The following is a 14702-nucleotide window of genomic DNA, read 5'->3' on the forward strand; positions in this document are numbered from 1 at the left end:
CCGCCACGTCGCCCCCCCCCCCCCCTCCCCTCCATCGGGGGGGGGCGCGCGGGCCGGCGTGCGGGGGGGGGGGGGGGGGGGGGGCCCCCGGGGCCCCCCCCGGCCGGTTCCAGTACGTGAGCCAGCGCAGCAGCCACTCCACCGGGCCGTACCTGTGCCCGCGCAGCCACCACCGGCTGTAGACCACCTGCGCGGCGAAGATGCCCAGCGCGATCAGCACCTCCATGGGCGGGCTGACCTGGTCCACCAGAGCCAGGCCGTACCCGGTGAAGATGAGGCCGCAGATCAGTGACTGGGCGAGGTAGTTGGACAGCGCCATGCGGCCCGGCGCCGCCAGCACGGCCCCCAGGCGCGGCACGCGCGGCAGCAGGCGCAGGAACGTGGCGGCGTAGGCGGCGGCCAGCAGCGGCGCGGTGACGAGGTCCAGGGCCTCGCCGAGGAACTTGTGCACCGTTCCCGTCCACGCCGACAGCGTGTAGACGGCGGCTCCGGCGAGCCCGACGGTGAAGCCGACCCACTGCAGCCGCCCCAGGGCCTTGGTGTGCGCCGACGGGTCGCGCAGCAGGCGCATCTTGCCGACCGCGAGGCCGATCAGCGCGGCGGCCAGCACGGCCGGTCCCTGGAACAGCAGGCGCAGCAGGACGATGAGCGACAACTTGCGCATGTGCTCGGAGATGATCTCGACGGCCGAGCCCGCCAGCGACCGGTCGGATTTGATCGCCTCAGTGGCGCCGTGGGACACCGTGCCGGCCATGTCCAGGCCGAGCGCCGCCAGCCCGGCCAGGAACACGAAGCCCAGCGCGAGCAGGCTCGTCAGGACGACCGCCAGCATGACCGCGCTCTTCGGCGAGAGCTTGCGCAGCAGCAGCAACGCGAGCCCCACACCCGCGTACGTCGTGAGGATGTCGCCCGGGAACAGCAGCACGGCGTGCGCGATGCCGATCAGGAACAGCCCCGCCACGCGTCTCAGGAACATCGGCGTGAACGGCATGCGCCGGCGCACCGCGGAGTCGAGCTGAAGCGTGAAGCTGTAGCCGAACAGGAAGGAGAACAGCAGGTAGAACTTGTTCTCCAACAACAGTGTCACGCTCCAGCGCACGCCCCAGTCGAGCGACGACTGGAACGCGGGCTCCGCCATCCCGGCCATCCGGTAGCCGGAGGCCAGGAAGGCGATGTTGACCAGGAGGATGCCGAGGAGCGAAAAGCCGCGCAGGGCGTCGACCGAGGTGATCCTCGACGCCCTCGCGCCCTGCATGGCGCCGTCTGTCCGTTGTGCCGTCATCACGGAACATCATCCCGCAAAACCTGAGAGGTTCCTGTGAATTCAGTTATTTAGCGCGATGTAGATGAAGCGCTCTGCTATCACGCCCACCGCGATCACGAACGCCGGTATCGCCACGAACAGCAGCAGCCTGCGCGCCCTCGGCGCCCGCTTGGGCCCCTGGAGCCGGATCACCTCGTAGGCGAACAGCGTCATCCACGTCAGAGCCAGCGCCCCGATGCCGACGGGAGTCCACGGCGACGTGGGGTCGCCGCGGCCCTTGTACGGCCGCGGATCGGGGATCTCCGTGCCCCGGACGAACTTCTTCAAGGTGTAGAGCGCGGCGTCCTCGTTCGAGTACACCCGCTTCAGCTCCGGCGAGGCGTCGAGCGCGGCCCGGAACTTCTCGCCCCAGCCCTCGGGGAAGCCCTCGTTGAGCTGGAGGTAGCTGACCTGGCCGCGCGTCACCGCCAGGAACGTGTTGCGCTCGCTCGCCTTGAGTTTCTGCAGCGCGCCGGTGATGTTGGAGGGGTCCTTGTAGACGAGGGCCTGGCCGGCGAAGTTCACCAGCTCCACGTCCTTCTCGCCCCAGGGCATCGTGGGTGTGACCTCCGGGCCCTCCTTGGGCACCAGGTAGAGCACGCGGGCGCTCGGCTTGTCGTGCGCGTACACGTAGTGCATGGCCGCGACCTCGCCGGTGGTCACCCGCTCGAACTTCTCGTTGCCGTAGCGGGCCACCAGGAAGGCCATCGCGAACAGCACCGCGAACCCGGCCGCGAGCAGCACCGACAGCTTCCGGGTCAGCTCGGGGTTGAAGCGCACGTTGCGCTTGCGGATCGGCACGGTCTCCTCGCGCACGTCGGCGCTGTCGGCCGGCAGGTTCGGGAAGAACGCGTACGAGGCCAGCAGGCACGCGCCGGGCAGCGCGAACATGTAGATGCGCAGCCCGATCTCGCCGCCGTAGCTCTGCAGGCCCAGCGCGAGCACGGGCACGCACAGCAGGATCAGCGCCGCCCGGTCGAACACCCCGCGCCGCAGCCGGCGCAGCAGACCGACGGCGGCCAGTGACAGGATCACGACCAGGATGCCGAGCCGGGCCTTCAGCACCAGCGCGTGCGCGGGGTCGCTGCCCGCGATGCGGTCGCCGGTGTTGCGCTGGAGGTTGTCGAAGATCTTGCCCAGGCCGCCGAAGATCGCGTCGATCTGGCCGGCCCAGAACCCGACGGCCTGGTAACTGATCCAGGCCAGCACGACCAGGCCGAGGAAGAACGGCAGCGCCCACGTCAGCGACGTCCGCTTGAAGATGAGGAACGCGGTGATCACGCCGAGCATCATGAACGGCGTGATCTGGTGCGAGGCCGTCGAGGCGAAGAACAGCGCCAGCAGCAGCGTCAGCATGAGCAGCTTGTCGGCGCGGTACATGCCGGTGTTGGCGATCTCGCCCGGCGTCATCGCGTCGAGGCGGCCCAGCCACTTGCGCAGGCCCTTGTCCGGCACCGGCTTGGTGCGCGGCTCGACGCGCCCGAACCAGCGCAGCAGGATCGCCACCCACGCCAGATACAGCGCGAACGTGAAGCCCTGCGGCGAGAAGTAGTCCTGGCCGATCCACTGCACGAGGATGAACAGCAGCGCCGCGAACCAGCGCGCCCGCGTGGTCGCCACCACCTGGCGCAGGATGAGCACGAACGGCAGCAGGTAGAGCAGGTTGGACAGCAGCGGCGTCCACATGAGGATCGGCGTCATGTCCGTGATGCCGGCCGCCTTGGTCACGAACGCGAACAGCGCGAAGAAGCCCGGCCAGCCCATGCGGGCGTCGATGCTGATCGCCGTCTCACCGGTGCGGCCGATGAAGTCGACGAAGCCCGCGTGGATGTAGGCCGTGGGGAAGCGCGGCTCGGTGGCCACCAGGGCGCCCGCGCCGTGCAGGGCGAACGTGAGCGTGGCGATCTGGAACAGCAGCAGGAACTTGCGGTCGGTCGACTGGGCGACCGTGACGAAGAACGCCACCAGCATGATGAGGAGCGCGGCGAACGCGCTGGCGGGCAGGGCGGCGATCAGGCCGAGGCCGTTGATGTCGGCGGGATCGACCCCGCGCAGCGGCCCGGGGGGCACGCGCAGGGCGAGCACGTACAGGATGAGCCCCTCGACGGTGAGCAGGGCGGGCAGCCACTTGGGCGCGCTGCTCAGGAGCCCGCCCACGCGCGCCGCGCGGCCCGTGGGGGTCGCGGCGGCCTTGGGGGCCCGGGAAGTCCCGGGGGCCGCTCCGGCGCTCTTGGCGGGCGCCTTGCTCTCCTGAGACGCTGCCGGGCGCGCCTGCGCGGGCGCCTGGGGGGCCACCTGTGCGGGTGTCTGCGAGGGAGCCTCTGCGGGCTTCTGCGGGGACGCCTGCGGGGGTGTCGCCCGGAACGGCGTGGTCGGCGGCGCGGCGGGCTGTGCCGCGGACGGAGCCTCGGGGGAGGCGTCCTTCCGCGGCTCGGCCGGCTTCACGTCCGCGCCCGCGGCCGGATTCGCGGAGGTGTCCGGGGCGGGCTCCTCCGCCGGCTCCTCCGTCGGCTTCATCGGTGTGCTCGGCTTCGCCGGGGACGGGGACGGGGACGGGGACGGGGACGGGGACGCGGACGCGGACGTGACGTCGGGGACCGTCGGCGGGCCGCCCACGCGGAAGGCCGCGGGCAGCCTGATCGCCGTGGTCGTGTCGGCGTCGGCGTCGGTCTCAACCTCGGCCCCGGCCTCGTCCTCGGCCTCGCCGTCAGTCCCGGCGTCGGCCTCAGCGTCGGTCTTGGCCTCGGCATCAGCCTGGTCCTCGGGGTCGGCCTCGGCGTCGGACTCGGCCTCGTCGCTCTGGCGTGCCGGGTCCTTGTCCGTGTCCTGGTCCGTGGCGCCGCCGGCGGAGCCCAGATCGAGGGTGATCCGCGGGATGACGCCCGTGGCGTCCGGATCGAAGGGCGCGCCCGACTCCTCCTCCGTCTCGCCGTTGAGCTCGGAGGAGCCTGTGAACCCGGTTGTCATTCCATCGCCGTCCCGTTGCCTCACGTTGACCATCATGAGGCCCCGTGCGACCCCTGAGCGACGCGAGGCTGTTCAGTTTCGTCGTAAGTGAGAACTTTACGAAGTTTTCCGAAGATCAATGCCGCCACCAGCAGCTCGCTGAACAGCATGCCGTACCCCACCGCGTTCACACCGGCGAACGGGAACAGCACCGCGATCGAGACCAGCACGAGCGCGGCCAGGCCGATCTGGACCAGCGCCAGGGCCCGTGCCTCGCTGCGCGCCCGGAGCGAGCTGAGGTAGATCTCGATGAGCACCCGCGGCAGCACGGCCAGCGCCATGAGCCGCAGCAGCGTCGCCCCCTCGGTGGCGAACTCCGAGCCGAAGATCATGAGGATCAGCGGCGCGCCCAGGACCGTCACGGCGATGACCGGCGTGATGATCATGAAGGCCCGGCGCAGCGCCCGGCGGCAGTTCTCGGCGAGCTGCGAGCGGTCGAAGGAGCCCTCGACGGTGAGCGACACCGCCATGTTCATCGCCAGCAGCTCGATCATGCAGCCCAGCGTGTGGGCCATCGAGAACCGGCCGAACGTGGCCTCGCCCACCTGCGTGGCCACGGCCACCGGAACCAGGTAGACGATCGCCAGGATCGACAGCGTGCCGGGGAAGTCGCCGGCCAGGAAGCGCCCGACCTCACGCAGCGTCGGCGGCGCCGCGACGTCCTCGGAGTCCTTGACGTGCCGCGGGATGACGACCGAGAAGATGAACCAGTTGACCGGGATCAGCGCGAGCGCGGTCGGCACCATCCAGGAGGTGAAGATGCCCCCCTCGGGCAGCGCGCCCGCCAGCGCCACCAGCAGGCCCATCTTGACCAGGCCGAAGATCAGGTTGTTGAGCGGCACCCAGGTGGCCTTGCGCAGCCCCGTCAGCACCACGTCCTGGAGCGTGAACACCGCCCAGACCAGCACCGACCCGAGGAAGAACAGGCCCGGGCCGAAGCCGCCCAGCACGGAGTACGTGCGGCCCCACATCGGCAGCGTGAGCAGGAAGCCGATCGCGGCCACCCCGCCCGTCGCCGCCGCCAGGCCGTAGCCGCGCAGCACCAGTTCGGGCGTGCGGCGGCCGGCCAGCGGCAGGAAACGCGCGAGCGCGCCCACGAAGCCGAGCGCGGTCAGCGACGCGAACAGCCGCATCGCGGTGATCACGGCCTGCCCGCGGCCGAACTCCTCGGGGGAGTAGTAGTGGGCCGCCAGCAGCCAGTAGCCCATGCCGAGCGTGGCGGTGATCGCCGTGTTGGCCATGAGCGCGTAGCCGTTGCGGAACAGGGGATTACGCAGGTCGTGCAGCAGCCGCCGCCGGATCTCAGACATTTCCGCGCACCCGCTGCAGGCCGTACCTCGTCCGCCGCACGACCGCGTAGCCCTTGGTGAGGACGCGCTCGCGCAGGTAGATCAGGGGTACGGCGCTGCCCTCGACGGCCCGCCGGAACATGCCGATGGTGGTGTGCCGGGCCACCGTCAGCCGGGGGATGGCCAGCATGTCGTGCCGGTCGGCGGCGATCGCGTTGTTCACGGCGCAGGCGGCGAAGTAGCCGGCCTTGCGCACCTCGCGGCGCACCCGCGCGCTGGAGTAGCCGTAGGGGTAGGCCATGGTGGCGACCGGCGCGCCGATCTTCTCCTCCAGCAGGCCCTTGTTGCGGCGCAGCTCCTGGCGCAGCTCCTCGGTGGGGAGCTGGTCGAGCTGCGGGTGGCTGTGGCTGTGGCCGCCGATCTCGATGCCCGTCTGGGCGATCTCGCGGGCCTGACCCCAGCTCAGCATGTCGTCCAGCGGCCTGCCCGCCGCGTCGGCGCCCGCGTCGGCGACCCAGCCGCTGGTCAGGAAGACCGTGGCGGGGAACCGGTGGCGCTCCAGCAGGGGCAGGGCGTGGGTGTGGAAGTCGGCGTAGCCGTCATCGAAGGTGACCACGACTGGTTTGACTGGCATACCGGTGTTCTTGTTCAGCCTGGAGACCAGATCGCCCAAGGTCAACGGGGTGAACCCGCCCTCCGCCAGGTACGTGAGCTGCTCCTCCAGATCGGAGGGGCGTACCGAGTGGGGGCGGGTCTCCTCGTTGGGACTCTCGGTCACCGAGTGGTACATGAGGATGGGCACCCTGATCACGAGCGTGCTCCCTTGAGCCGGGCGGACCCGACCACGTATCCCCATGTCGTCCAGGCGAGCCCGACGACGATCGCGACGGAGCGGCCGAGGCCGCCCACGTCGCCGCGGGCCGCGTCGCCGAGCCCGCGCAGCGCGCCGAGAGGCAGCGTCCTCATGGCGTGGGCGCGCTCGCTGGCCAGCCCGTCCTGGGTGCCCACCTCACGCGTGACCAGCGCCTTCGACAGTCCCTCGGCGTAGCACCGGGACCTGAAGTAGGCGAAGCGCTCGCGCTGCGCCGACACCTTGTGCCCGATCACCGCGCGCGGCTCGTACAGCATGACCGAGCCCGGCTTGCGCTGGCTCAGCCTGATGCAGAACTCCGTCTCCTCGCAGCCCAGGGGACGGCTCTTGCGCCCCTGCACGCTGCGGCCGATGCCGCTGTGGAAGCCGCCCACCTCGGAGACGACCTCCCGCCGGAAGGCGGCGTTGCCGCCCATGACGTTGCGGATCGGCGCCCGCACCTCCGGCATGCCGCGGTACGTGCAGCCGACGGTCCAGTCGAACTCGTACGGGAACCAGCGCGGCCGCTGCCGCGAGGCCCACATCGGGTCGGTGCGTCCGCCCACGCCGACGACGGCCGGGTCCTGGAAGCCCTCCTCCAAAGCCTCCAGCCAGCCGGGGTCGGCGACCGCGTCGTCGTCCAGGAACGCGACGATGTCACCGGTGGCCGTGGCCACGCCGGTGTTCTTGCCGCCGGACAGCCCCTGCTCGTGCGTGTTCTCCACCACAATGGCCTGTGGGTACGCCTGCTTGAGCTTCAGGTGCAGGTCCGGGTTGTGGTCGACCACCAGGATCAGCTCGTGCGGACGGCGGCGCTGCCGCTCGACCGACTCCACGGCCTGCCTGATGTCCTCCCACCGTTCCTCGGTGTAGACGCAGATGACGACAGACGTTCTCACTGCCATCCCTCTTCCAGTGCTGGTCAGGCGACGCCCCGGTCGGCTGCGGGAGCGGCGGCCGGCGTCGGCTGCGGGAGCGCGGGCTGGCGCCGCCACTCGCGCAGGATCGTCCTGAGGACGCGCAGGCCGTCACGGACGGCGTGCAGGTTGCTCTCGCCGTGGATGCGGCAGCGCTCGTGGCTCGGCACCTCGTGCACCTTCAGCCCGCCCTTGGCGGCGCGGACGTTCATCAGGGTCTCCACCTCGAAGCCGTCGCAGTCGAGGTCGAGCACGTCGAGGTGACGGGCCCAGAAGGCGTTGTAGCCGTAGCAGAGGTCGGTGTACTGGGTGCCGTACAACATGTTGACGAGGCCCGTGAGCACCTTGTTGCCGAACTTGCGGCTGAACGTCAGGTCGTCGCTGCCGCCGCCGGCCGCGTACCGGGAGCCCTTGACGAAGTCGGCGCCGGTCACCAGCGCGCCCACGAAGGAGATGATCTCGTGGCCGTCGGTCGAGCCGTCGGCGTCGATCATCACGATGATGTCGCCCGTGCAGGCGGCGAAACCGGCGGCCAGGGCGTCGCCCTTGCCCCGGCCGGTCTGGGTGACGACCTTCACGTTGGGACGCAGCCGCTTGGCCACCTCGACCGTGTCGTCCACCGAGTTGCCGTCGACGAGCACGATCTCGTCGATCCACTGGGGCAGGGTGGCGAAGACGTGGGGGAGGTTCTCGGCCTCGTTCATCGCCGGGACGACCACGCTGACGGTGGGCGAGATGGCGATGTGCGGTGTGATCGGGGTGAACCGCTCGATGGGTGGCATCGAGCGCAGCGGCGTGATCTGCGCCTTGCCGTTGTACTTCGTGCTCTCGGGACTCATGGTGAGCTAAATCCTTCCGGGACCCGCCTCCACGCGAGCCTGGGCCGGCCGTTCCCGGGTGCCGGGGGAACAGCCGATCCGTGATCGGCGCACGGGGTCCAGTGGAGTGAGGGTGGTGCGTTACGGGTGCTCTGCTGCTGCTCTGGTGCTGGGGTTGTGCTGTGGTGCCGTACCGGGGCGGGGTGCTAGCGCGCTCCGGTGGGCTCCTTGACTACTGCGTTGGACGACTCGTGCTGGATGGAACTGCGAACACGGCCGAAGCCCTTGAGGACTCGGTCGGCCGCCCTATAAAGAGACGGCCGATCAAGGACGATTGTTCGCGCTTTGTTGAAGGGAACTCGTCCCATCCAGTGGACGGCCGCCGCGGGCGAGGGGCGGGAGACCCGTCCCTCGGACACGTACAGCTCGCCGCTCTTGAGCCAGTCCTTGTACTCCTTGCCGCCCTTGCCCATGTCGACCATGTGCAGACCGGCCTCGGCCGCCGCCTCGGCCATGCGGAGGTGGTGCACGATGCCCGGCGAGTATCGCGCGTATTCGGTGTCGTAGGCGGGGAACCAGCCGACGAGGGTGGTGGCCGTGCGCAGGCCGAAGTGACCGGCGACCGGCGCCTCTCCCGCGTACAGCATGGTGAGGACGCCGCCGAAGTCGGCCGAGCGCTCCGCGTGCATGAGGTCGATCAGCTCGACGATCCAGGGCTGCGCGAACCGGTCGACGCGGCCCGTCCGCCGGTACTGGTCGGACTTCCAGCCGAGCAGGACGCGCAGCACCTCCGGGTCGGCCGAGGCGTACTCGAGGCGCAGCTCGCCCTGCTCCCTTCCGAGCTTGCGCTCCTTGTAGCGCACGGTCTTCAGGTTCTTGGGGGAGTTGGCCTTGACCTGCTCCAGCCAGGCGGCGAAGCCCGCGGTGAAGTCCATGACCGGCGCGGGCCGGACGTCGGACTCGTGGGCCGCGAAGGTCGGCTGGCCGGCCACCAGGTGGTCGAAGTCGTAGACGGTGAGCCGGCAGGCGCGCAGCAGCGCCCGCACGTCCACCTTCAGACCGGGAATCGAGATCAGGCCGTGGCAGGTGGTCAGGAAGCCGCCGAGGGGCTTGCCGATGCCGAAGCTGTGGCGCTCGTAGGGGAAGAAGCCGACGACGCCGGTGCCGTCGTCGATGACCGCGACCCGCACGTAGTCCCTTAAGCGGTCCATGGCGACGGCGAACTCGACGGACAGGAACGGGTTGTCCAGGCTGGGGTCGGCCTTCTGCAACGCGCGCCAGCGCGCTCTCTCGGACTCCCCGAGCTCGCCCGGGCGGACCACCGTGATCTTCACTTCGCCCTGGCCCCCTGTTCGGTCTGCATGTTCTTCCCCCGGTACAACACGCGAAGCACGTACATGAACCCTCCGAGCACGGCGATCGTCGCCACCCCCGCCCGAGGAGACCAGGCGTCGAACTGGAGCATGGCCTGGGCGAGGAGCACGTTCACCACGAGACTGGCCGCGGCGCCCACCGACAGCGCGGCGAGCGGGTCACGATCTCGCAACAGCCCGACGACGGCGGCTCCGGGGACCACGAGCAGGAACAGAGAGATCAGGAAGGGGCGTAGTGGCGTCTCGATGTCGAACAACGCGATCACGGCTCCCGCGACGCACGCGAGCCCGAGCAGCCACGCGAGCGCTCGGCGGTGCTTGATCATTTACCGTTCTCCTGGGTCCTGGCTGGGCAAAGGCGCGATTGATCGCTTTTCATGGGACCAATCCGTCCATGGACACGTCAATGCCGACGCTTGGTGACGCGCTCCGGTTTACCGGAGGAGCGACTTTTTCCCGTGACTTAGGGCACACGGACAGTGCGCTGCCCGGCGCCGGTGCGGTCCCCAAGCACACCAGGATGCCCTATAGATGACCCGATCTTCGAGTCAGGGCCCGATTTATCCTAGTTCGTAATTACTGTGGATCTACCATCCGTTGACGTACCCCGCGTCACTCGTGTCCCGTCAGTGACTCGGCCAGGGCGGTGCTCGCCGGAGAGGCGCCCTGCGGGTCGTCCGGCGAGGGCGTGTCCTCGGGCGGCGTCGGCTCGCCGGTGGGCGGCGGAGCGGAGACCTGGGGCCGGCCCTCCCACGACAGGCGGCAGCTCACGCGCCCGCCGTTCGAGGCGAACGACACCGTGCCGCCGCCCGCGGTGTCCGGATCGGAGACCGTCACCCAGACCGCCACCGAGCCGCCCTTCCTGATCGACCCGCCCGACGGGAAGACGTCCAGGCCCGACGTCACGCTGGCGCTCCAGACGACGGAGGCGTTGCGGGCGCGCAGCCCCACCTTGGCCGACCCGTCGAGGGCGCCGGGACACACGGCGCTGAGCCGCGCGCTCGCCCCGGGGCGCCGGCTCGTGACCGGGCGGGTGGTGGCGGTCGTGACCACGGCGCGAGGGGTCGGCCGGGCCGTCTCCGTGGGGGTCGTGGTCCGCTCCGGCGTGGGGCCGGGGCCGGTCTCCGGCCCGTCCACGAGGTCCTCGGCGGGCTTCTCCTCCGGCGCTTCCGATGGGAGGACGGCGCTCGCGTCCGGCGTCGCGGACGGCGCCGCCCGGGAGGCCCCGCCGTCGGCGGCGGCGTTCGCCACGATGACCGCGCCCGTCGCCGTGAGCACGCACGCGCCGGCGATCACCACCGGCGCGAGCCGGCGCGGCCGCCGCCGGGGCCGGTGGCCGGGCACGACCGGGAAGCCGTCGCGGTCGAAGCTGTCGCCCCGCTCCATGATCAGCGTACGGGCCTCGCCGCGCTCGGGGGCGAGGCAGGTGGCGATCATCCGGCGGCGCAGCGACAGCGGCGGGAACGCCACGGGCACCTTGTCGAGCAGCCGCTCCGCCGACACCTTGCGGTGCCGCCCCTCCGTGCACACCTCGCAGCCGCCGATGTGCCCCGACAGCCTGCGCCGCAGCAACGGGGTGAGCGGCCCCTCCCACGAGTCGAGCATCGCCGACAGGTCGGGGCAGTGGGCGCGTCCCACGCGGGCCAGGACGACGGCCGCCGCGGCGTTCTCGAGATGGTCGCGCGAGCGGCGCAGACGGGTGGCCGCCCGGCGGGAGGTCAGGCCGAGCACCGAGCCCGCCTCCTGCGCGGTCAGGCCGTGCCGCAGCGACAGCACCAGCACCTCGCGGTCGACGCGGCCCATCTCGCCCAGCGCGTCGTGGACCAGCGCGGCCAGCTCGGGGTCTTCCGGCTCGTCCACGGACGGCGCGGCGACGCCCTGCACCGGGACGCCGCTGCGGTGCGCCAGCCGCGCCATGACCTGGACCCTGGTCAGCGCGTACAGCCAGGCGCGCAGCCGTGTCTCGTCCCTGAGCCGGTCGGCGCGGCCGTAGGCGGTGACCAGCGCGTCGTGCACGGCGCCGGCCGCGCTGTGCCCGTCGCCGGTCAGGGAGCAGGCGTAGTCGTGCAGCCGCACGCCGTACGCGTCGTACAGGTCGGCGGGAGCCCCGTGGTCGCCGCGCCGCAGCGCGTCCGCCAACCGGTGATCCCCGGTCCGGTCGACAGTCGGCCATCCAGGCACGAGTACCCTCCCCGCGGCTCGCGTGTGACCCCCACGCGCCTAGGACGCCGCCCCGCCGGGACGGGTTGACCTATTCATGCCCAACGGGCATGAGCTGGGATGACAGGGACAGGCGGTACCCGTGTGGCGTTTCAGCCGTCGCACTTGGGGGCGCAGAGGCGGCGCTCCATGCCCTGGAGGAAGAAGTCACGCACCTGGAGGACGTTCTCCGCGACGTACGCCTCTCCGCCGGTCGCCTTGGCCAGGGCGTCCATCTGCTTCTTGCCCTTGGGCGCGTCGGGGCCGAACGCGATCAGCAGGATGCTGACCGGCCGCTTCGGGTTGTAGGTCTTCTTGAGGAACGACAGGAGCTCCGCGTTGCCGACACCGCCGTCGGGGTCGTCGTTGCCGGCGCCGTCCGTGAGGATCAGGATCGTGTTGATCTTGTCCTCCTGGTACGACTTCGTCATCTCGGCGTAGGCGGCCTTGAGCGTGTCGTTCAGCCCGGTGTCGCCCGTGGCCTTGGCCTGCACGGTGGCCAGCTGGGTCGCCAGCGCCTCCTTGCGGAGCCGGCCGTCGGTGGTCTCGCTCAGCGGGCCCACCGAGACCATCTCCCGCCAGTCCCTGCCCTGGCCGTCGAGGTGCGTGGAGAACGCCCACACGCCGATCTCCGAGTCGGCCGGGAACAGGCTGAGACCCTCGGTCGCGATCCGGGAGATCGCCTGCATGCGGGTCAGGTTGGTGCCCGGCACGGGCAGCGCCATCGTTCCGGAGACGTCGAGCAGGGTCAGCATGCGGCTGCCCAGGTTGAGCCGCGACCAGGTCTGGGCCATGCTCGCCACCGTCTTGGCGTCGGGCGCCGCCAGGGGCCGGGGCGGGGTCGAGACGAAGCCCTTGCCCTTGGCCAGCACGTCGCCGCCCTTGCCGTCGGGAGTGCGGAAGCCCTGGTCGCGCAGCGCGCGCTGGGCCGAGTCGGTGGTCAGCTCCTTCTGGAAGGCCGCGGCCGCCTTGCGCACCCCGGGGTCCTTGGCGAGGACCACCAACGGGTAGTCGAGGTTGTAGGTGCCCTCGGCGGGATAGAGCGGCACCACCTGCGCGTCGGGCTTCTTGGCGTTGTGGCTGTAGATGCTCTGCTCCGAGGCGACGCCGACCGGCACCTTGCTGCCGGACTTCACGGTGAGGCTGGCCAGCAGCGCGCTGGGGTCGGAGACGACCTGACCGGACAGCTCCTTCAGGGCCCCCACGAGCGCCTTGTCCTGCTTCGCCTTCTTGGCCGAGCCCGCGGCGGCCAGCAGCGCGGCCATGCCCGCGGAGTTCTTCTGCGGGTCGAGGGCGAGCACGCGGACCTTCTTGCCCGGGCCGTCGGGGTTGGCCACGTTCGCCGCGGCGATCATCCCGGCCCAGCTCGGCTGGAGGCTGCCGGCCAGCTTGTCGGCCGTGGCCTGGGCGGTCACCAGCACGACGGGCGACAGGGCGGCCGAGCCGGAGGGCTCGGGCAGCGCGGCGGCGCCCGCCGGATCGCTGCGCAGCCTGGCCACGACCAGGCTGGAGTCGGCCACCCACAGGTCGGCCGCCGCCTTGCCGGCGGCCAGCGCGTTGGCCGTGCGGGCCGCGCCCTCCTTGGTGACCGTCACCTCGACGCAGCGGCTGTCGATGGAGTGCAGGGCCTTGTTGTAGGTGCCGGCGATCTTGTTGAGGGCCGGCTGGATGTCGGGGGTCGCCACCACGCGCAGCGCCAGCTTGCCCGCCGAGCAGTCGTGGTCGCGGTTGAAGATGACGAACGCGGCGACGCCGAGCAGCACGGCCAGCGCGACGGCCCCGGCGAGGGGGACGAGCACCCTGCCCCGGCCCCGGGCGGCTCGCCTCCGGGGAGGAGCGGGTTCCTGGGCTCGGTAGCCGCCATCGAACTCGTCTGTGCGGTGTCGCCCCACGATGTCCTCTTTGGTGTGTTGAGACCTTCCGGAGACCCTGGCCGGGAGATGCTCCGCAATACCTCCGGAACGATACTCGGTACGCTTACTGTGGCAAAACAGCCCGTTTGGTGCAGATACTACGGAGCGTCATCCTCAGTGGCAGCATCCGTCACCATGCCACGCCCTCCGGCCCTCGCGCACCGCCACGAGTGCGAGCGCCACCGCCACGACCGGATCCGCCCACCACCAGCCGATCGTGTTGAGCCCCAGCCCGGCCAGCACGCCGCCCGCCATGGCCGCGCAGATGAGATTCTGCGTGCCCTCCCCGGCGGTCGCCGGCGACGCCAGCCGCCGCCCCAGCCGGCGCTTGGCCAGCCCCAGCGCCGGCATGCTCACCAGGCTCACCGCCGTGACCACGATCCCCAGCGGCGTCGGCACCGCGCGATGGCCCGCGTCCAGGTCGTACGCGACATGCACGACCAGGTACGGCGCCAGCACCCAGAAGCTCACGGCCACCGCCCGCCGTGCCCGGTGCTCGGCGCCCGGCGACAGGGTCCGCGAGCCGGTGAAGCGCCACACGACGACGAGGCTCGCCGTCGCCTCCACCAGGGCCGACAGCCCCCACCCGATCAGCGCCACCGAGTGCGCCCCGAACCCGGCCCACAGGCCGAGCGAGCTCTCCAGACCCAGCCAGGCCAGGGTGGCCACCGACAGCGACCGCGCCGACCGCGCCGCCCGCAGCCATTCCGCCGACGCGGCCGGATGCGTGTGAACCCGCTGGTCAGGCACCATGACCCCCCGAATCCCCGACGTCGTCCGGCCGCCGGCAGCGGTACGTACCCTACCTGTTACCCTCCGTGAGCCCCGTGGGGCGGGGCAAAGGTCCGCCGGGTAATCTTCAATGATCGATTACAGTTGGGCGATTCCGGGGATCACTACACGGGTCGCCCTCGCCGGAGAGAACGGGGCCACGGGGCTCCGGCCGGCGCGCCGGGGGCCGGCCACGGTTCGCCCGGGGGCAGCTGTCACGGTCCTGCTTCCCGGTCTCGCGCGGGCCGGGCCCGGGCCGACTC

General features: G+C 71.2%; 11 protein-coding genes. All 11 read right to left on the bottom strand.

Annotation, left to right across the window (positions count from 1 at the left end; all coding sequences use genetic code 11):
* Positions 1 to 1282: DUF418 domain-containing protein (locus AB0H81_RS20955; protein ID WP_358376857.1), on the bottom strand; the 1282-nt coding region annotated here is incomplete at its 3' end.
* Between the two features lie 42 nt (positions 1283 to 1324).
* On the bottom strand, positions 1325 to 4270 hold the full coding sequence (locus AB0H81_RS20960) for a hypothetical protein (protein WP_358376860.1): 2946 nt from the start codon (positions 4268 to 4270) through the stop codon (positions 1325 to 1327).
* Positions 4271 to 4302: 32 nt separating this feature from the next.
* Positions 4303 to 5619, bottom strand: coding sequence for a hypothetical protein (locus tag AB0H81_RS20965; protein ID WP_358376862.1), 1317 nt, complete (start codon positions 5617 to 5619; stop codon positions 4303 to 4305).
* Entirely contained in the window at positions 5612 to 6409 is a 798-nt protein-coding gene (locus tag AB0H81_RS20970) for a polysaccharide deacetylase family protein (RefSeq protein ID WP_358376865.1), read from the bottom strand. The genes AB0H81_RS20965 and AB0H81_RS20970 overlap by 8 nt, the downstream gene beginning before the upstream one ends.
* The gene (locus AB0H81_RS20975; protein WP_358376868.1) at positions 6406 to 7353 is read right to left on the bottom strand and encodes a glycosyltransferase family 2 protein; all 948 of its coding nucleotides are present in this window, start codon (positions 7351 to 7353) and stop codon (positions 6406 to 6408) included. Before AB0H81_RS20975 ends, AB0H81_RS20970 begins: the two co-directional genes overlap by 4 nt.
* A gap of 17 nt (positions 7354 to 7370) precedes the next feature.
* Entirely contained in the window at positions 7371 to 8204 is an 834-nt protein-coding gene (locus AB0H81_RS20980; RefSeq protein ID WP_358376871.1) for a glycosyltransferase family 2 protein, read from the bottom strand.
* A gap of 185 nt (positions 8205 to 8389) precedes the next feature.
* On the bottom strand, positions 8390 to 9517 hold the full coding sequence (locus tag AB0H81_RS20985; protein WP_358376874.1) for a GNAT family N-acetyltransferase: 1128 nt from the start codon (positions 9515 to 9517) through the stop codon (positions 8390 to 8392).
* Positions 9514 to 9882, bottom strand: coding sequence for a hypothetical protein (locus AB0H81_RS20990; protein ID WP_358376877.1), 369 nt, complete (start codon positions 9880 to 9882; stop codon positions 9514 to 9516). The genes AB0H81_RS20985 and AB0H81_RS20990 overlap by 4 nt, the downstream gene beginning before the upstream one ends.
* Positions 9883 to 10168: 286 nt before the next feature.
* Positions 10169 to 11695 (bottom strand): sigma-70 family RNA polymerase sigma factor, encoded by a 1527-nt coding sequence (locus AB0H81_RS20995; protein ID WP_358376880.1) that lies wholly within the window; start codon positions 11693 to 11695, stop codon positions 10169 to 10171.
* Between the two features lie 173 nt (positions 11696 to 11868).
* Positions 11869 to 13647, bottom strand: a complete 1779-nt coding sequence (locus AB0H81_RS21000; protein ID WP_358376883.1) for a substrate-binding domain-containing protein — start codon at positions 13645 to 13647, stop codon at positions 11869 to 11871.
* Between the two features lie 135 nt (positions 13648 to 13782).
* Positions 13783 to 14421: a cation transporter gene (locus AB0H81_RS21005; RefSeq protein ID WP_358376886.1), complete on the bottom strand. Its 639-nt coding sequence runs from the start codon at positions 14419 to 14421 to the stop codon at positions 13783 to 13785.
* Positions 14422 to 14702: the final 281 nt, after the last annotated feature.

The organism is Nonomuraea sp. NPDC050691 (assembly GCF_040654455.1).
Taxonomy (GTDB): Bacteria; Actinomycetota; Actinomycetes; order Streptosporangiales; family Streptosporangiaceae; genus Nonomuraea.

Bases quoted from the DNA above. Each gene is read 5' to 3' on its own strand.
- AB0H81_RS20960 (WP_358376860.1), bottom strand. From the start codon at position 4,270: ATGACAACCGGGTTCACAGGCTCCTCCGAGCTCAACGGCGAGACGGAG.
- AB0H81_RS20965 (WP_358376862.1), bottom strand. From the start codon at position 5,619: ATGTCTGAGATCCGGCGGCGGCTGCTGCACGACCTGCGTAATCCCCTG.
- AB0H81_RS20975 (WP_358376868.1), bottom strand. From the start codon at position 7,353: ATGGCAGTGAGAACGTCTGTCGTCATCTGCGTCTACACCGAGGAACGG.
- AB0H81_RS20980 (WP_358376871.1), bottom strand. From the start codon at position 8,204: ATGAGTCCCGAGAGCACGAAGTACAACGGCAAGGCGCAGATCACGCCG.
- AB0H81_RS20990 (WP_358376877.1), bottom strand. From the start codon at position 9,882: ATGATCAAGCACCGCCGAGCGCTCGCGTGGCTGCTCGGGCTCGCGTGC.
- AB0H81_RS21005 (WP_358376886.1), bottom strand. From the start codon at position 14,421: ATGGTGCCTGACCAGCGGGTTCACACGCATCCGGCCGCGTCGGCGGAA.